Here is an 18,700-nt window from a genome sequence, read left to right on the forward strand (position 1 = left end):
TCAGTGGATGCGCATTATAGGAAGTTGAGATTTAAGCGCAAGCTCTTTTGCAAATAAAATAGAAAAAAGTGACTGTTTGGTGAGTTTGTATGCAAAAGCCCCAAAAAAGGGAGCAGATCGCTCCCTTTTTGACCAATTTTCTTACGCTTTATATAAATGCGTAAGCATCCGCATACATTCTGTCAGCTTGCGCATTCTTGTTTAGAGTAAACTGCTCACGCGCAGCCCCTGCCATTTCAAAACGCCCAGCAATATAGATATCGTACTCTGCCAGCGAATCAAAATCTTGATCGATTGCTTGCAGAACATTTCCCACCTTGCCTTGCCAATCTGCTGGCGCATTTTCTAAAACAGGCACAAAGGTAACGTTACGGTGAGCATCGGCAATTTGTACCAACTCTTGTTTTGCATAAAGTTGTTGCTCGTCTCTGCCGCCCCAGTATAAATGGATAGGGTTGGTAATATTTTGTGCAATACAGTGATCAAGAATCGAACGCACATAGCTAAAACCTGTCCCACCCGCAATCAGCAGGATTGGACGTTCGCTCTCTTCTTTGACCCAAGCTTCACCATGAGGAGCGTCAATGGTGATATCGCCACCTTGTTCTAGTGCCGCTTTCATTGCTTCCACAACTTCGTGGGCGTAAGCATTTTGCTCCGCTGCACCAATATGCAGCTCCAACTCACCTTCATGGCGACAAGGGCTACTTGCAATCGAAAATGGTCTTTTGTCTTTTTCACCCATTACGACCATAAGATACTGACCGGCTTTGAAACTAACCGGGCTTTCTGGGTGCAATAGAACTTGATAAGTATTGCAAGCCAAAGGCTGGATTGACTTTACTTTACATTGAATAGTCATGGTGTTCCTCTTACTTACTCATCAAAAGTAAGTACTAATTTACTTTCTGCGAAGGCTTGGCAAGCAAATATCCAACCTTGTTGTTGCTCTTTCTCAGTGAGCATAGGTTCAAGGTGATACGAGACTGTCCCTTCTAGTTTACGACATAAACAGGCAGCGCATGCACCTACCTGGCATCGGTGGGGAAAGCGGATATTATTGTTGAGCGCCGCTTGCAACACCGTTTGTCCATCTTGCACTTCGAATTGGATGTTTTCAGGCAACAAGATGACGGAATGCTTCATAGGATACCCAACTTATCCCACATCGCATCGATTTTTGCTACAAGTTGTGGATCTTTCTTGATCGGTGTCCCCCACTCGCGAGCGACTTCCTCACCTTCAATTTTATTGGTTGCATCTAAAACCAGACAAGATCCTCGATTCTCTTTGGCCTCAATTTGCTTAGTATCACGCGCAGGGTCCATACGAGTGGTGATCGCCCAAATAATGTCATTCCAATCTTTGGCATCAACATCTTCGTCACACAACACGATAAATTTAGGTGTTCCACGCTCTAGCAGTAGTTGCTCTACCTTTTCCGCTATTTGTAGTGACTGGCCGGCAATTTGTTTGTTTAGGGTAACGACGGCAAAGCTATTGTTGATTGCGGTTGGCGGAATATAGATATCGATAACGGCTGGGTTTCGCTCAATGAAAGAAGTTAGCTCTGAATGAGTCAACTGAGCGTCGGTTTTCTCGCATGACGGTACGCCGACCAGCTCAGCATCCCACTTCACTGTTGCATCCAAGCCCATCTTAGATCCTAAGCCGACCACTGGCGATGCAAAATCGAGCGAGTCAATTGGCGTATTGTCGATAAACAAGGTGTCCTTAACCGGATCCATATGCTCTGTCATGGCTGCTACGACTTGATTCCAATCTCGCGCGTTAACCTTTTCATCACACACCACAACAAACTTAGTGTACATAAATTGACGTAAGAAAGACCAAACGCCCATCATGACCCGTTTAGCATGACCAGGGTACTGCTTCTTCATGGTGACGACGGCCATTCGATACGAGCAACCTTCTGGCGGCAGATAAAAGTCTTCTATTTCAGGAAACTGCTTTTGCAGAATCGGGACAAAAACTTCGTTGAGAGCAACGCCAAGAACCGCTGGCTCATCGGGTGGGCGTCCAGTGTAGGTACTGTGATAGATAGGCTCTTTACGCATAGTGATATGAGTAATAGTAAACACATGGTGCTTCTCTTTCTCATTGTAGTAGCCAGTGTGATCACCATAAGGGCCTTCATCAGCAAACTCGGTTGGGTCGATATAACCTTCCATGACGATTTCTGCACTGGCCGGTACGTCAAGATCGTTGCTGACAGACTTAACAACTTCTGTTTTCTTACCGCGAAGCAATCCTGCAAAAGCATACTCGGATAAGGTATCTGGAACCGGTGTTACCGCACCAAGAATAGTAGCAGGGTCAGCACCAAAAGCGACGGAAACAGGGAAAGGCTTGCCTGGATGAGTTTCCATCCAGTCACGTAAATCTAGAGCTCCACCACGATGGGCCAACCAGCGCATAATGATTTTATTGTTCGCGATTTTTTGCTGGCGATAGATTCCGAGGTTCTGGCGCTTCTTATTTGGCCCCTTAGTTACTGTCAATCCCCAAGTGAGTAGTGGCGCGACATCGCCTTGCCAACAGCTCATAACCGGAACTTTATCTAAATCGACCTCTTCACCTTGCCAGACAATCTCTTGACACGCTGCTTTACGTAGCCGTTTCGCTGGCATATTCAGCACTTGCTTAAAAACTGGCAGCTTATCGAGCGCGTCTTTAAACCCTTTAGGTGGCTCAGGTTCTTTTAAGTACGCCAGCAACTTACCGACCTCACGCAGTTCTTTGACGTCTTTACGTCCCATACCAATAGCCACGCGCTCAGGAGTACCAAACAAGTTGGTCAATACTGGCATGCTATAGCCGATAGGGTTTTCAAACAGCAGAGCTGGTCCACCAGCCCTTAGAGTTCGGTCGCTGATTTCCGTCATTTCATAATCGGGGTCAACCGGGTGGGAGATGCGTTTTAGCTTCCCCTGCTTTTCTAAGTGAGCGACAAAGTCGCGTAAATCCTTAAAACTCATAGACCTAATAATGGCTGGTTAATTTGCAGGCAGTATAACAAAAAGAGGGACCTTTCGGTCCCTCTTTTTGATGTGGTTATATGTCGTAATATTACTGGCTCAGTACACTTAATATAGCGCGACTATTTACTTTTTGATTGTTGCTTGCCAACTCTTCGAGCCAAGAGTGATAACCTTGACGAGCCAACTCTCCAGCAATAAATTTCGCGTCGTCTGACGAAGCCATCCGCGCGATCAAAAACTCTTTTACCTCACCCGACATTGGTTTCACTTTGGTCAGTTCAGTGATGGCTCGTGCTTGTAAGCTCGGGTTAGTTGACGCTCGCATCACTTGCTCGATAGAGAACTTATCCGCCACTTGAGCGAGACGGACTAACTCTGACTCGCTTTGAAAATCCGCTTTCATCAGCCACAGTAATTTATAAACCTCGGGATCTTCACTCACTTGAGCCAGTCTAACCATCACCTGTGAAGAGGGAAGCCAACTGACCACCGCAGCTTGGGTCAGTTGCTTGGCTAATTTATCTACAGCTTGCGGGGATAAACTATCTAGCTCTCGAATCAAAAGTGCTTCACGTGCCTGAATTTGATAATCACTTCCCGATAACCACTGTTTTAGAATCAGCTCACCACGTTCAGCATCGAGTATAAATGTCAAAGTCGATTGATCTTGTCGCCACTGTTTAAGTAAACGATTTGCAATTGCGGGGTAATTAAAAGCCGGAATAGAAAACTCGTAGCCATCCCCGCGCTCTAATACTTGGTAAGTCGGCACCATAGATTGCTGCTCTTCAACAAAGATCGCCATTTTCGGAGTCAAAATCAGATTTTGCTCTTCGACTTTCTTCAGCAGTAAATAGCGAGATGCCTCTTGCACGGGCAGTGCCAGCCTTTGCAGGGCAAAATTGAGACCATCAGTATCATCTTCGATGGCATACTGAAGCAGCTCCGCGACTTTATCGTGAACTTGGGGCTCTTGTAGCCATTGCTCGACACGCTGAGGATCCATCTCAGTTGCGGCGGCGGGTACTCCGGTAAGAAGTGCGATAGACAGGAGTACCGACGACAACATTCCTTGTTGCATGTTAACCTCCTTGTAACATATTGCACCATTGTGCTCGCTATCAATAGATAATGCAAACAAAAACGCCACCGAAATCGGTGGCGTTTATAAATACATTTATTGACTACTGACGACGCATCGCATCAAAGAATTCATCGTTAGTTTTGGTCATTGCAAGCTTGTCGATTAGAAACTCCATCGCATCGATTTCACCCATAGGATGAACAATCTTACGTAGGATCCACATCTTCTGCAGTTCTTCGTTCTTAGTCAACAGCTCTTCACGACGCGTACCTGAGCGGTTGAAGTCGATAGCTGGGAAGACTCGCTTCTCGGCAATTTTACGGTTCAGGTGAATTTCCATGTTACCTGTACCTTTAAACTCTTCGTAGATAACTTCATCCATCTTAGAGCCTGTATCGACCAGTGCAGTCGCCAGAATTGTCAGGCTACCGCCCTCTTCTACGTTACGTGCTGCGCCGAAGAAACGCTTAGGACGGTGCAGAGCATTGGCATCAACACCACCAGTAAGTACTTTACCCGATGAAGGAACAACCGTGTTGTATGCACGAGCAAGACGAGTGATAGAGTCAAGCAAGATAACGACGTCTTTCTTGTGTTCTACAAGACGTTTCGCTTTTTCAATCACCATCTCAGCAACTTGAACGTGGCGAGATGCAGGCTCATCAAAAGTCGAAGCAATCACTTCGCCTTTTACTAGGCGCTGCATTTCTGTAACTTCTTCTGGACGTTCGTCGATAAGAAGTACCATAAGTTCACATTCTGGGTGATTGTAAGCAATGCTCTGAGCAATGTTTTGCAGCAGCATTGTTTTACCCGCTTTTGGCGGCGCAACAATCAGACCACGCTGACCTTTACCAATCGGTGAAGCAAGGTCTAGGACACGGGCTGTAATATCTTCAGTCGAACCATTACCACGCTCCATCACCATACGCTCGTTGGCGTGCAGCGGCGTCAAGTTTTCAAATAGAATCTTGTTACGCGCGTTATCAGGTTTATCATCGTTAACTGTATTGACTTTTAATAGAGCAAAGTATCGCTCACCGTCTTTAGGTGGACGAATCTTACCGGCAATCGAGTCACCCGTACGTAGGTTGAAACGGCGGATCTGACTTGGAGATACATAGATGTCATCTGGGCCTGCCAAGTAAGAACTGTCTGCACTGCGCAAGAAACCAAAACCGTCTTGAAGTATTTCCAGAACCCCGTCGCCAAAAATGTCTTCGCCGCTTTTCGCGTGAGCTTTTAAGATAGCGAAGATGATGTCTTGTTTTCTTAAACGAGCTAGGTTTTCAAGGCCCAAGCTTTCGCCAAGTTTGACAAGATCAGACACAGGTCTATTCTTCAGTTCTGTTAGATTCATGGTGGTGGATACTTTTTTAGTCAAAATAGGATCTGTTATTTAATTAAGATGAATTTGGTCACAGGATCGACCAAGAAGAGAAACTTGTTTATTTAACGTGCGATAAATTAGCACTAAATACTAGCCTAGTCTAGATTTTGTTGGTGTTCAAAAAACAAAACCGTGCATGGGTTAAAATGCACGGTCTCATTTCATCTGCGATTATAGATTCGCGTCTAGAAACTCTTTAAGTTGAGTTTTAGACAACGCACCAACTTTTGTTGCTGCTACGTTACCGTCTTTGAAAAGTAGTAACGTTGGAATACCGCGAATACCAAACTTAGGTGGAGTACCTGCGTTATGGTCGATATTTAGTTTACCGATAGTGAGTTTGCCTTCGTACTCGTCGGCAATTTCGTCCAGGATAGGCGCAATCATCTTACAAGGACCACACCATTCTGCCCAAAAATCCACTAGTACCGGGCCTGCAGCATTGATTACATCGTTTTCAAAACCGTCATCAGTCAGCTGCAAAATCTTGTCACTCATCTTCCACTCCAATGTGTTTTTCTGAAACTGGTTGGATGATAACCAGTAAATAGATGCCCTATTGGAATGTATTTACTTTCGTATTGCAAGCTTTAGCTGATATTCTATAACAATGAAAAAGACGCATATCACAGAGCAAAAGTTCGCCGATTTGGGATTACACCCCCAAGTTACTGAAGGTTTGGTTAAAAAAGGGTTCGAATTTTGTACCCCGATCCAAGCTTTGGCGTTGCCGGTCCTGCTCACCGGCCAAGACATCGCAGGCCAGGCCCAAACGGGTACGGGTAAAACACTCGCTTTCCTGACTGCTACTTTTAACCACTTACTGACTACGCCAGAACACGAAGGACGTAAGCCATCACAGCCGCGTGCCATCATCATGGCGCCAACGCGTGAATTAGCGATTCAGATCTACAACGATGCTGAACCACTGATTGCTAGCACGGGTATTAAAGCAGGGCTGGCTTACGGTGGTGAGAGCTATGATAAGCAGCTTGCCAAACTAGAAGAAGGAGTCGATGTTCTCATTGGCACCACTGGCCGTATTATCGATTTCTACAAACAGAAGGTATTTAACCTTAACCACATTCAAGCGGTTGTGCTTGATGAAGCTGACCGTATGTTCGATCTCGGCTTCATTAAAGACATCCGTTTCTTGTTCCGCCGAATGCCTGAACCAAAAGAGCGTCTGAACATGCTGTTCTCCGCGACTCTATCTTACCGCGTACAGGAACTGGCCTTCGAGCACATGCACAACCCAGAACACGTTGTTGTTGAGCCGGAGGTGAAAACAGGACACCGCATCCAAGAAGAACTCTTCTATCCATCGAATGAACACAAGATGGCGCTGCTGCAAACGCTTATTGAAGAAGAATGGCCAGAACGTGCGATTATTTTTGCCAACACCAAACACAAGTGTGAGTCGATTTGGGGGCATCTCGCGGCAGATGGTCATCGCGTAGGTCTACTGACGGGCGATGTTCCACAGAAAAAACGCGAACGCATTTTAGAGCAATTCACTAAAGGTGATGTTGATTTGCTTGTCGCGACGGACGTTGCAGCACGTGGCCTGCACATTCCACAAGTGACTCACGTGTTTAACTTTGATCTTCCTGACGACTGTGAAGACTACGTACACCGTATTGGTCGTACAGGTCGTGCTGGCGCAAGTGGTCATTCAATTAGCTTTGCTTGTGAAGACTACGCAATTAACCTACCGCCGATTGAAGAGTATATTGAGCACGCAATTCCCGTGTCAGACTACGACCCAAGTGCTTTGATTGAAGATCTACCGGCACCGATTCGTATGCGTTCTAACCGTCCGCAACAGCGTCGTACTAACACTGGTGGTTCACGCTCAGGCAATCGTCGTAACAACAACCGCTCTCGTCCACGTCAACAAAAGGATTCGTAAGTCGTCTATGAGCCAAGCCGTTTCATCTCCGCTTTATGCTGCCATCGACCTCGGGTCGAACAGTTTTCATATGCTCGTTGTGCGTCACATTGATGGCAGCGTACAAACGATGGCTAAAATTAAACGCAAAGTTCGTCTTGCGGCAGGTTTAGATGCACACAATGCACTCAGCCTAGAAGCTATGCAACGCGGGTGGGACTGCTTGAGTCTATTTGCAGAACGACTGCAAGATATTCCTAAAGAAAACATTCGCATCGTCGGTACTGCGACACTTCGCACCGCAACCAATGTTGATGTTTTTCTTGCAAAGGCGAATCAGATCCTCGGGCATAAAATTGAAGTGATCTGTGGCGAAGAAGAAGCTGCGACCATCTATCGAGGGGTCGCACACACCTCGGGAGGTAGTGGTCGTCGTTTGGTGGTTGATATCGGGGGTGCCAGTACTGAGCTTATCATTGGTGAAGGATTTGAAGCTAAAGCGCTGACTAGCCTTAAGATGGGCTGTGTAACCTGGCTGGAACATCACTTTAAAGATCGTCAGTTAACCGCAACCAATTTCAACAACGCGATTCAAGCGGCCAAACAAACACTCGAACCTATACTAGAGCAATACACTCAACTCGGCTGGGATGTCTGTGTTGGGGCATCGGGCACCGTTCAAGCTTTGCAAGAGATAATGCTCGCGCAAGGTATGGACGAGGTGATTACCCACAGCAAATTGAAGCGTCTGCAAAAGCAAGCCATGCTGGCGGATCACCTCGAAGAGCTCGATATTGAAGGACTCACTTTAGAGCGCGCATTAGTGTTCCCGAGTGGTCTATCTATTCTTATTGCGATCTTTGAACTACTTGAGATTGAGTCAATGACACTCGCTGGAGGGGCATTACGTGAGGGCTTGGTGTACGAAATGGTCGATGAGCTAAAGCAAGACGACATTCGCGCCCGAACCATTGCCAGCGTCCAGACTCGTTACCAGATGGATGTGGCATACGCCCAGCAAGTCGCTGATATGGCAGCTAAACTACTGAGTGACTGCCAGCCAGACTGGATAGCAGAACCTCACGCTGGGGTGCTACTGGAAACCGCCGCGCAACTGCATGAAATCGGATTAACCATTGATTTCAAGAAAGGCGGCGAACACAGTGCCTATCTGCTGCAGAATCTCGATTTACCGGGTTATACCCGTGCGCAGAAACATCTGCTGGGCGAGCTTACTCGCCGTTATCGTGAACAACTGACTTCTCTGCCTGAGCAACATGCTCTATCCAGTACTAGTGCGAAACGTGTCCTACGCCTGTTACGTTTGGCCGTATTGCTCACACACAGGCGTAATTCAGACCTTGAGCCACATATCACCATCAGCTCAAACGATGACAAAATCACGCTAACACTCAAGGCCGCATGGCTTAAAGCGAATCCACTCACCGCGGCCGAGCTTGAAATCGAAGCTAACCGCCAAAGTGATATTGGTTGGCCACTATCGATTGTTGAATACTAATCCGTTAGCGACAGACTCAATGAATACAAAAAAGCCCGAGAGATAACATCCCTCGGGCTTTCTATTTGTACCAAAACTAGTTCGCGCCAATGATCTTGAATTCTGGGTTCACTGCAGTGAGTTTTCTCACTAAGTAGTTAAGTAACACCCCATACATAGGGACAAACAAGCCTAAGCTAATCACCAGCTTAAAACCATAATCGACCAAGGCAATTTCCGTCCAATGCTGTGCCATAAATGGATCTGGGCTTTGGTAAAAAGCAATCGCAAAGAAAGCGATTGTATCAAGCGCGTTACCAAACAGGGTCGAACAAGTTGGCGCGACCCACCACTGCTTGAGCTGACGTAGACGATTAAACACTTGCACATCCAATATCTGACCAAGCAAATAGGCCATAAAACTGGCGATCGCAATTCGCGCTACGAACAGATTGAACTCGCCGAGCTGACTGAGACCTTGGAATGCACCTTCATAAAACAGCACGGATAAAGCGTAGGAAACCACCAATGCTGGAAGCATGACCAAGAAAATAATCCGACGGGCAAGCTGGGCACCGAAAATACGCACTGTCAGATCCGTTGCCAAAAAGATAAATGGAAACGTAAATGCGCCCCACGTGGTGTGGAAACCGAAAACAGTGAAAGGAATCTGAACCAGATAATTGCTTGATGCAATGATGATCAGGTGGAACAGAACTAATAGAAAAAGGGCTTTGCGCTGCTGCGCAGGGGTAAAGTTACTCATGCGTTACCTTTTTAGTTTGGTTTGGGGTTGAGGGAACCCAAATCGAACCTATTCCAAGCCAAGGAAAGATTCTTACCAACAATGTTAAATGAAATTTTCCGCGATAATTTACTGTGATGAATATCGCGGCGGGCGATTATACATTAACCAATCTTAGCTGCAACTGGTTAGCATTAAGCAATCGTTGGCGGAGCGAACTGGGCTTAAAAACCGCGCTTAAGTAACGCAGCTAAAAAATCGAGTTCTTGTTGAGACTCTTCAATCATCAGCGCTTCAAACCAGACACTTTCGCTGTAATGCTCTGATTTTAAGAACAGTTGACAGCCTTCAAAATCAATCAGCCAAGAGTGAATATCCGCATCCCACTGCTTTTCCACAACCGAGGCAGACAACAAAGCAACCAACTTATCCGCAAGTTGGGGAAAGCTATCAAAATCAAAGCGCGGCGTGCGAATGATGAGGCGTCCCTCTTGAGCGTGGTATTCCACTAAGCCAAACTCTGTGTGTGTATCAGCCATGATGAGTTAAGTGCTCCTGAATTAAATCTAAGAAAGGATCCGCGTATTTTTCAAGCTTGCGTTGGCCAACGCCATTAACGGCAAGCATTTCGCCATAGGAGGTCGGCAATATCTCAGCCATATCAATCAGCGTCGCGTCACTGAATACGACATAGGGCGGCAATCCATCTTCATCCGCAATAGACTTACGCAGCTTGCGTAGTTTGGCAAACAGCTTTTTATCGTAATTCTTGCTCGACAGTTTGTCCGACTTCGCCGCGCGCGCGGCCGTATCCAAGCGCGGCACCGCCAGTTGTAACGACATGTCACCGCGCAGCAATGGCCGAGCCTCTTCCGTCAGTTGCAAGGTAGAGTTGCGGGTAATATTTTGGAATAACAATCCCTTATGAATAAGCTGACGAAAAACACTCACCCAGTAATCGTGGCTGTTTTCACGCCCAAGCCCATAAGTTGATAGTTTGTCATGACCATTTTCTCGAATACGAATATTTTGCATCCCACGTAAAACTTCAACCACGTAGCCCATGCCAAAGCTTTGGTTCACACGATAAACGCAAGAGAGCGCCTTTTGTGCTTGTTCGGTCGCGTCGAAATGCTTAGGGGGATCTAAACAGATATCGCAGTTGCCACAAGGCTTTTCACGATACTCACCAAAATAGTTAAGCAGTACTTGGCGACGACAAGTTTGCGCTTCAGCAAAGGCGCTCATTGCATTGAGCTTGTGCGCTTCAACTTGCTTTTGTGGGCCTTCGTCTTTTTCATCCAGCATACGGCGCAGCCAACTGATGTCCGCCGGATCGTACAACATCATGGCTTCGGCAGGTAAACCATCTCGTCCTGCACGCCCCGTCTCCTGATAGTAAGATTCGATGTTGCGCGGAATATCAAAATGAACAACAAAGCGTACGTTGGGCTTATTAATACCCATACCAAATGCGACAGTCGCCACGACAATCTGAATATCATCGCGCTGAAAGGCTTCCTGAACGTAGGCGCGTTCGTCGGCCTCAAGTCCAGCATGATAGCTCGCCGCACGAAGACCGTTATTGCACAGTTTTTCCGTCACCATTTCGACTTTTTTTCGGCTGCCACAATAAATGATGCCGCAATTGCCACGTTGACTTTCAAGAAAACGGACCACCTGAGATATCGGTTTATGTTTTTCTACTAAGGTATAGCGAATATTGGGTCGGTCAAAGCTGCCCAAATAGGTATGCGGTTCATGCAGTTGTAAACGCTGCATAATGTCGCTGCGCGTCGCATCATCAGCGGTTGCAGTCAGCGCCATCACCGGAACATGCGGGAAGTTCTGTTTGAGCTGACCTAAAGAAGCGTACTCAGGTCTAAAGTCATGCCCCCATTGAGAAATACAGTGCGCCTCATCGACGGCAATCATAGACAATGAAATATTTTCTAAGCGTTCGATAAAGTCTCTCATTAACACACGTTCAGGAGAGACATAGACCAGCTTTAAAGCGCCGGAATTCATGCGGTTATAAACCGAAATCAGCTCTTCTCGTGGCATAGTCGAATTGACGCACTCAGCCAAGACACCGTTGGCCTTGAGCTGGTCAACCTGATCCTTCATCAACGAAATCAATGGTGAGATTACTAAGGTTAACCCTTCGCGAGCTAAAGCAGGGATCTGATAGCACAACGACTTCCCACCACCCGTTGGCATGATCACCAAACTGTCTTGTCCTGATAGCGCTGACTCAATCACCTCTTGCTGACCATCACGAAAGCTCTGATAGCCAAAGACATCTTCCAGAATACTTTGCGGCGCTGGCAAATTGGCTGAAGGTTGTTGAGCTAAAAGTGTTGAGGTCATGAACTATCTCGGTAGGGTTGCAGGGCAGATACGCATAAAACGTAAGGGGCACATTGTAGTGGGGTTTAACGGTGAATAAAACTGCAAATTGTTAGGTGATTCGGAATATGCTCCTTATACTGCATGTTTCAATTTGTAAAATTTATGATCGAGAAAAGCTAAATGACTCCAGAAGAACAACAGCGAGCAAAACAAGGTGTCTTTCTTGCTATTGGGGCCTACACCATGTGGGGCGTCGCCCCTATTTATTTCAAAGCCTTAGCAGAGGTATCTCCATTAGAGATCTTGAGTCACCGTGTGGTGTGGTCTTTCTTCCTACTGGCCGCATTACTCCACTTTGGTCGCCGCTGGCGCAATGTTCGTGATGTAATCACCTCAAAGAAAAAACTCACGTATTTGATCACCACAGCGATTTTGGTTGGCGCAAACTGGCTTATTTTTATCTGGGCGGTCAACGCTGACCACATGCTTGATGCCAGTCTTGGCTATTATATCAATCCATTAATTAACGTTGTGCTCGGGATGCTATTTCTCGGTGAACGACTGCGTAAACTGCAGTGGTTCGCGGTCGCCCTCGCCGCTTGTGGTGTTTTAGTTCAGCTGTTTGTGTTTGGCTCGATTCCTATCGTCGCGATGGCACTTGCATTTAGCTTTGGCCTATATGGGCTATTGCGCAAAAAGGTCAGCCTAGAAGCTCAAACCGGTTTGTTTATCGAGACCTTGGTCTTGCTGCCTGCCTCTGCGATTTATCTGCTGTGGATTGCTGACTCGCCAACCTCCGAGTTCATGCACAATTCACTCAACCTAAATCTGCTGTTGATAGCAGCGGGCATTGTGACAACGCTGCCTTTATTGTGCTTTACGGGCGCAGCGACAAGGCTAAAGCTTTCAACCTTAGGCTTCTTTCAATATATCGGACCAAGCTTGATGTTTTTACTTGCGGTCTTGGTGTATGGCGAGTCCTTCACACTCGATAAAGCCATCACCTTTACCTTTATTTGGGGCGCGTTGGTGTTGTTCAGCTTTGATGGTCTACGCAACAATCGACAATCTAAGCAAGCACTAAAAAGTCACTGATCGTTTTTTACAAGACATTCGCGACAGCTAAAGATAAGCTTGGTGAAATAATCACCAAGCTTTTTTATTTGTATGGATAAGGTCAATTACCACTCAACAGAAAACAAAGAGATCAGCTTGATTGAAGCGAACTATCAGTCGTTTGCTTTCTCACGCCACTATCATCTTGATTTTCATATTGGGCTTATCACTGCTGGCCAACAAAAATTCCATTACCAAGGCGCGAGTCATTATGTGGGGCAAGGGCAATTAGTGCTCATGCCACCCGATGAGCTACATGACGGCCAATCGATGCTTGATTCAGGCTACCAAACTCGCGTGTTCGAGATAGACCCAACTTGGCTAAGTGAACTCGCCCAGTTAAAACAATCGACCAGCCAAGTTCATTTCAAGCAGTTGATTATTTCGGACCAACAAGTCTTTCAACCCTTAAGCCAGTTGCACCAGTTACTTGCGACCAATCATGTCAGCCAGTTGGCGAAAGACTGTTTACCCTATGAAGGCTTTGAACGTTTATTTAGCCACTACGTGGGCTTAGAACAAAAGCGTGCTGTCCCGCTCGGCAATCAGTCGATGGAAAGTTTGAAAGAATATTTGCTCCACAACCTCGACCAACCAGTCAGGTTGGAACAACTTTCGCAACTGTGCCAACTCAGTCCAACCCAATTTCAACGCCACTTTAAAGCCAAAGTTGGTTTAACACCCTACGCATGGTTAAGCCGACTGCGGATGGAACAAGGAATGAAACTGTTAAAACTAGGTATCAGTGGCACAGAGGTGGCGCACCAAGTCGGGTTTTATGATCAAGCCCACTTTAGCAAAGCCTTTAAATCGACCTATGGTGTCAATCCATCACAAGTTAATTAGTGTCAGTTTTTTACAATCTCGGCTTGGTAAAGCTGGCATACTCATACCATCTTCCATAAATAGACGAGCCTGATGAACGAACTTACTATCTTAACCACTCTGGCAGTGGTTCACTTTGTCGCACTAATGAGCCCCGGCCCAGACTTTGCGCTTGTGGTGCAAAATGCCACTCGCTACGGACGCCAAACCGGCCTGTACATTGCACTTGGACTCTCCTGTGGAATCCTGCTGCACTCGATCCTCAGCTTAACTGGCATCAGTTATCTGGTTCATCAGCAGCCGATCGTGTTTGCTCTATTGCAACTGGCAGGCGGTAGCTATCTCTCTTACCTTGGCTATGGTGCCCTCAAGGCTAGCTGGTCGAGTCTGCGTCAGCCTAAGATCAATCATACGGAGGCTGCACAACCAAGCCTGCTGCTGAGCAATAGGCGTGAGGCATTTTCACGCGGCTTTGCCACCAATATTCTCAACCCGAAAGCACTGGTATTTTTCGTTAGCCTGATGTCGAGCCTAGTTCCTGCTTCAATGTCGCTCAGTGGCAAAGGCATAGCACTGGTGATTCTCTGGAGCTTGTCGTTACTATGGTTCTCGTTTCTGGCGTGGGTGCTCTCCACTCAGCGTATGCAGAACAAAATCAAAGCCATGGCCGTGTATATCAACCTGTTATGTGGCCTGTTATTTACTGTGATTGGCGTGACTATTCTCTGGCAATCACTCTTAGCAATCGCACAACGGTTCTAAATTGAACAAAGGTTTGAAATGGGTATGCGTCGATCGCCTCACTTGCTTGTGCGAGATCTCGCACAAGCAAGTGAGTAAATATAGCTTTTTTGCTGAGAAAAATGAGAACCACTTTTCGTAAGTGATTGTTTAGCATAAATACGTATACAAAATAATCGAATTTTTATGTAGAAAATCGTTTGCGTCATATTGCTCAATATCGTTAAACGCGTAATATGGATTGTGTCGGAAGGATGCTGACACGGAACAGGAAATTACCACGGATTTGGTAATCTTCAGGAAGAAGATACGGTTGCTTAGGATGAGTAATCGGCACGGAAAGCGAATTGGACATTGAACGGACGCAATAGTAACTAGGATGGTTGCTACTAAGGATGGGAAATGGACACCTCTGGACGAGGAAAGGACTTATCATCAGGATGATGAAAAGGACACCGCTCAAGGAACAAGCGAAGTGAGCTAACGAGGATTGTTAGCAGACCAGGATAGGGTCAAGGACACCGCTAGGATGGCGATGAATGGACTAAGCTGAAGGACGTCAGCATACTATCAAGGATTAGATGCATGGAGCACCTATAGTAGCCGGATTGCTGCGAGTAAGACTATAACCCCGATGGGCTTTGGCCCTCGGGGTTTTTCTTTATTCATCGAATCAAAATTTCAATTAATTTCATATCATGGCTTGACCTCAACTAAGCTTGAGATTTTACAGTCATTACATCCCAACAACTCAACAACTCAACAACTCAACAACTCAACAAGGATGTAACTATGAAATACTACTTAGAACACGCCAACCTTAGCGTCGTCGACGCTCAAGATACCGTTAAATTTTTACTGACTGCCATTCCTGACTGGAAAATTCGTGGTACTGGCGAATGGGATGCTCCCACTGGGCAAACCGTCGACTGGTTTCATGTTGGTGATGATGAAAACTACATTACCGTTCAGTCTGGTGGCGATGGTCGAGCAAAAGAATGGACTGGCCAGTGGACGGGCGTAAAACACCTTGGCATTGTTGTCCCAGCACTCCCCCCCTCATAGAAAGATTGCGTCAACAGAGTTATGAAGTCGATCACTTTGGGGGAGAGCACCCACATAGACAAAGTGCGTATTATGTAGAAGGGAATAATGTTCAGTTCGAATTTATTGAATACTTCTCGACCCAACCTAGTGAGCGCAACGACTACACCTATTAACGAAAAGCGCCAACTACTGTTGGCGCTTTTTGTTCGCTGTGTCTGGCGAATAAAACTAGATCTTTTCAAGCTTAGCGTATGCGGTCACTAGCCATTTAATGCCTTCACCGTTAAACGCCACTTGTACTCGGCTTTGTGGGCCACTGCCCTCAAAGTTAATGATGGTGCCTTCACCAAACTTAGGATGCATCACACGAGAACCTAAACTGAACCCGGTTTCATTGAAGCTCTCTTTCACCACAGTTTGGCTAAAACGGCCAGAGCTGGCAGGCCGACTCACCTGAGCTTTCATTCGCACTTCATCTAAACAGGTTTCAGGGAGTTCACGAATGAAACGCGATGGTTTGTGGTACTTATCTTGGCCATACAAGCGACGCATCTCTGCATAGGTTATGTAGAGTTTTTCCATCGCCCGTGTCATACCGACATAACAAAGACGGCGCTCTTCTTCCAAACGCCCCGCTTCTTCCGCCGACATCTGGCTTGGGAACATCCCCTCTTCAACCCCAACCATAAATACCAACGGGAACTCCAAACCTTTAGCACTATGGAGTGTCATTAGTTGAACCGCATCTTCAAACTCGTCCGCTTGGCCTTCGCCCGCTTCCAGCGCAGCATGAGTCAAAAAGGCCGTCAGCAGTGGCATCTCTTCGGCTTCTTCCGGTTTTTCAAACTGACGAGTCGCCGTTACCAGCTCTTCTAAGTTCTCAATACGTGCCTTAGACTTTTCGCCTTTTTCCTGCTCGTACATAGCAAACAAACCGGAGTACTTGATCACGTGGTCAGTTTGCTCATGCAAAGAGAGTTCATACGTATCATCTTCAAGTGCGTTAATCAGCTCAACAAAGCGGCTCAACGCGCCAGCGGCACGACCAGGTAAAACCTTTTCTTCGATCAAGGCCACACTCGCCTGCCACATGGTGCAACCACGATCACGCGCAGCGAAACGAATGGTCTCTAACGTTTTGTCGCCTAAACCACGCGTTGGTGTGTTCACCACGCGTTCAAACGCAGAGTCATCGTTGCGATTCGACATTAAGCGCAAGTAACTCAGCGCATCTTTAATTTCTTGGCGTTCGAAGAAGCGCATGCCACCGTAAATTCGATACGGCAGCCCCGCTTGAATCAAGGCTTCTTCCAATACACGTGACTGAGCATTGTTGCGATACAGCATCGCAGCATCATTCAGAGCACCGCCTTTATCTTGCCACTCTTTGATCTTGTTAACGGCAAAACGGGCTTCATCTAATTCGTTGTAGGCTGAATAAACGGAGATAGGTTCACCTTCAGCGCCATCGGTCCACAACTCTTTCCCCATACGCTCGGTATTATTGGCAATTAGAGTGTTAGAAGCTTCAAGGATGGTCTTGGTCGAGCGATAATTTTGCTCAAGACGGATGGTGTTCACACTTGGGAACTCACGGGTAAACTTCTCGATATTCTCAATTTTTGCCCCGCGCCAACCATAGATAGACTGGTCATCATCACCAACGATCATCACGTGTGAATCCGGGCCAGCCATCATACGTAGCCAAGCGTACTGAATGTTGTTGGTATCTTGGAACTCGTCGACCAGAATATGCTTAAAGCGTGCTTGGTAGTGTTCGCGAACAAACTTATTGTCACGCAGTAGCTCGTGAGCCCGAAGAAGAATTTCAGCAAAATCGACCAAACCGGCGCGATCACACGCTTCTTGATAGGCGCTATAGAGCTGAAGGTAGGTTTTGGTGACTGGGTCATGGTAGGCATCAATATGCTTAGGGCGCAAACCTTCATCTTTTTTGCCATTGATCCACCAGCTCACTTGACGAGCAGGCCACTGCTTCTCGTCAAGGTTTTGCGCCTTAATTAAACGACGCAGCAAGCGCTGTTGATCATCGCTGTCGATGATCTGGAAATCATCCGGTAACTTAGCATCTAGGTAGTGAGCGCGCAGAATTCGATGGCAGATACCATGGAAAGTCCCATTCCACATGCCTGACGCGCTGCCCATCATCAGCTCTTCAATACGTCCGCGCATTTCTGCTGCGGCTTTATTGGTAAAGGTAACCGACATAATCGAAAACGGTGACGCTTGCTCAACCGACATTAACCACGCGATGCGATGGACTAGCACACGTGTTTTACCACTCCCTGCGCCCGCTAGCACAAGTAAGTTTTCTAGGGGGGCGGCAACGGCTTCACGCTGTTTGTCATTCAGGCCATCGAGAAGTAATGAAGGATCCATTGGGTGCTCAGCTACTGGTTATCTATACATGAAATGGCATTATACCCGAGTGACTTCAAGATGCTAGGAGCAGAGCTGGGCAAGCGAAACTTTGCCAAGTGCCCTTGCTGTAGTGCTGGCACAAAAGAGAAAAAATTCATCCAGTCAAATTGCGGTTAAATCAAGCATTTAAATAAGCACAACAAATAAAAAACCAACTTTTTATAAATTTTTGAAAGTTTTTCAACACCTATTCTTTCCTCTTAACTAAGCAAGTTGATGAATTGCTTCATGATTCGCTTGCCTACCCTAAGTAAAGGAATAAGTCTGAGGAAATTACTATGAAAAAGTCTAATCTTGCTGTTACTGCTGCTGTCACTGGTTTAATCGCGCTTGGTGGCACTATGCTCACAGCAGCACCAGCCGTCGCGGCAGAAAAAGAAAAATGCTATGGCGTCGCAAAAGCAGGCAAAAATGACTGTGCAACAAAAGCAAGTTCGTGTGCAGGCACATCAAAAGAAGACAACCAAACCGACGCTTTCGTCGTGGTACCAAAAGGACTATGCGGTAAGTTGGCGGGTGGTAGCACTCAGTCGTCTTAATCGAGTTTGGGCGGCTTAATGCTCAACA

Annotated in this window: 16 protein-coding genes and 1 pseudogene; 7 read left to right on the plus strand and 10 right to left on the minus strand. The window is 46.6% G+C overall.

The features are described from left to right. Positions 1–148: 148 nt before the first annotated feature. From fre to trxA, 6 genes are all read right to left on the minus strand, one after another. A complete protein-coding gene (gene fre / locus TW81_RS03980) occupies positions 149–862 on the minus strand; it encodes an NAD(P)H-flavin reductase (protein WP_045954445.1) in 714 nt (237 codons plus the stop codon). Between the two features lie 14 nt (positions 863–876). Beyond that, complete coding sequence (locus tag TW81_RS03985) at positions 877–1,146, minus strand: 2Fe-2S iron-sulfur cluster-binding protein (protein ID WP_045954446.1); 270 nt, start codon at positions 1,144–1,146, stop codon at positions 877–879. Continuing rightward, complete coding sequence (gene ubiD / locus TW81_RS03990; protein WP_045954447.1) at positions 1,143–2,999, minus strand: 4-hydroxy-3-polyprenylbenzoate decarboxylase; 1,857 nt, start codon at positions 2,997–2,999, stop codon at positions 1,143–1,145. Before ubiD ends, TW81_RS03985 begins: the two co-directional genes overlap by 4 nt. 91 nt (positions 3,000–3,090) lie before the next feature. Then, entirely contained in the window at positions 3,091–4,083 is a 993-nt protein-coding gene (locus tag TW81_RS03995) for a hypothetical protein (RefSeq protein ID WP_045954448.1), read from the minus strand. A 103-nt stretch (positions 4,084–4,186) separates the two neighbouring features. Next, complete coding sequence (gene rho, locus TW81_RS04000; RefSeq protein ID WP_045954449.1) at positions 4,187–5,446, minus strand: transcription termination factor Rho; 1,260 nt, start codon at positions 5,444–5,446, stop codon at positions 4,187–4,189. Between the two features lie 201 nt (positions 5,447–5,647). Further along, a complete protein-coding gene (gene trxA / locus TW81_RS04005; protein WP_004745500.1) occupies positions 5,648–5,974 on the minus strand; it encodes a thioredoxin TrxA in 327 nt (108 codons plus the stop codon). Positions 5,975–6,086: 112 nt separating this feature from the next. Between trxA and rhlB the strand changes: the two genes are divergently transcribed. Both rhlB and gppA read left to right on the plus strand, forming a co-directional pair. After that, positions 6,087–7,388, plus strand: a complete 1,302-nt coding sequence (gene rhlB, locus TW81_RS04010; protein WP_045954450.1) for an ATP-dependent RNA helicase RhlB — start codon at positions 6,087–6,089, stop codon at positions 7,386–7,388. A 7-nt stretch (positions 7,389–7,395) separates the two neighbouring features. Beyond that, a complete protein-coding gene (gppA, locus tag TW81_RS04015; protein WP_045954451.1) occupies positions 7,396–8,886 on the plus strand; it encodes a guanosine-5'-triphosphate,3'-diphosphate diphosphatase in 1,491 nt (496 codons plus the stop codon). 76 nt (positions 8,887–8,962) lie between these two features. Here the strand turns inward: gppA and TW81_RS04020 are convergent, their stop codons facing one another. From TW81_RS04020 to recQ, 3 genes are all read right to left on the minus strand, one after another. Beyond that, a complete protein-coding gene (locus TW81_RS04020) occupies positions 8,963–9,631 on the minus strand; it encodes a 7-cyano-7-deazaguanine/7-aminomethyl-7-deazaguanine transporter (RefSeq protein ID WP_045954452.1) in 669 nt (222 codons plus the stop codon). A 203-nt stretch (positions 9,632–9,834) separates the two neighbouring features. Further along, the gene (locus TW81_RS04025; protein ID WP_045954453.1) at positions 9,835–10,149 is read right to left on the minus strand and encodes a DUF3630 family protein; all 315 of its coding nucleotides are present in this window, start codon (positions 10,147–10,149) and stop codon (positions 9,835–9,837) included. Next, the gene (gene recQ, locus TW81_RS04030) at positions 10,142–11,980 is read right to left on the minus strand and encodes an ATP-dependent DNA helicase RecQ (protein ID WP_045954454.1); all 1,839 of its coding nucleotides are present in this window, start codon (positions 11,978–11,980) and stop codon (positions 10,142–10,144) included. The genes TW81_RS04025 and recQ overlap by 8 nt, the downstream gene beginning before the upstream one ends. 162 nt (positions 11,981–12,142) lie before the next feature. Between recQ and rarD the strand changes: the two genes are divergently transcribed. From rarD to TW81_RS04050, 4 genes and pseudogenes are all read left to right on the plus strand, one after another. Continuing rightward, positions 12,143–13,057, plus strand: coding sequence for an EamA family transporter RarD (gene rarD, locus TW81_RS04035; RefSeq protein ID WP_045954455.1), 915 nt, complete (start codon positions 12,143–12,145; stop codon positions 13,055–13,057). Positions 13,058–13,129: 72 nt separating this feature from the next. Beyond that, the gene (locus TW81_RS04040) at positions 13,130–13,924 is read left to right on the plus strand and encodes an AraC family transcriptional regulator (protein WP_045954456.1); all 795 of its coding nucleotides are present in this window, start codon (positions 13,130–13,132) and stop codon (positions 13,922–13,924) included. Positions 13,925–13,996: 72 nt separating this feature from the next. Beyond that, positions 13,997–14,665 (plus strand): LysE family translocator, encoded by a 669-nt coding sequence (locus TW81_RS04045; RefSeq protein WP_045954457.1) that lies wholly within the window; start codon positions 13,997–13,999, stop codon positions 14,663–14,665. A 771-nt stretch (positions 14,666–15,436) separates the two neighbouring features. Continuing rightward, positions 15,437–15,864 (plus strand): annotated as a pseudogene (locus tag TW81_RS04050) (VOC family protein). A gap of 55 nt (positions 15,865–15,919) precedes the next feature. Here TW81_RS04050 and uvrD read toward each other — a convergent pair. Beyond that, positions 15,920–18,091 carry a DNA helicase II gene (uvrD, locus tag TW81_RS04055; protein WP_045954458.1) on the minus strand — a complete coding sequence of 724 codons (2,172 nt, stop codon included), beginning with the start codon at positions 18,089–18,091 and terminating at the stop codon, positions 15,920–15,922. Between the two features lie 320 nt (positions 18,092–18,411). Here uvrD and TW81_RS04060 point away from each other — a divergent pair, with 320 nt between their 5' ends. Then, positions 18,412–18,672 carry a BufA1 family periplasmic bufferin-type metallophore gene (locus tag TW81_RS04060; RefSeq protein WP_045954459.1) on the plus strand — a complete coding sequence of 87 codons (261 nt, stop codon included), beginning with the start codon at positions 18,412–18,414 and terminating at the stop codon, positions 18,670–18,672. Positions 18,673–18,700: the final 28 nt, after the last annotated feature.

This window comes from Vibrio galatheae, assembly GCF_000967545.1.
Lineage (GTDB): Bacteria > Pseudomonadota > Gammaproteobacteria > Enterobacterales > Vibrionaceae > Vibrio > Vibrio galatheae.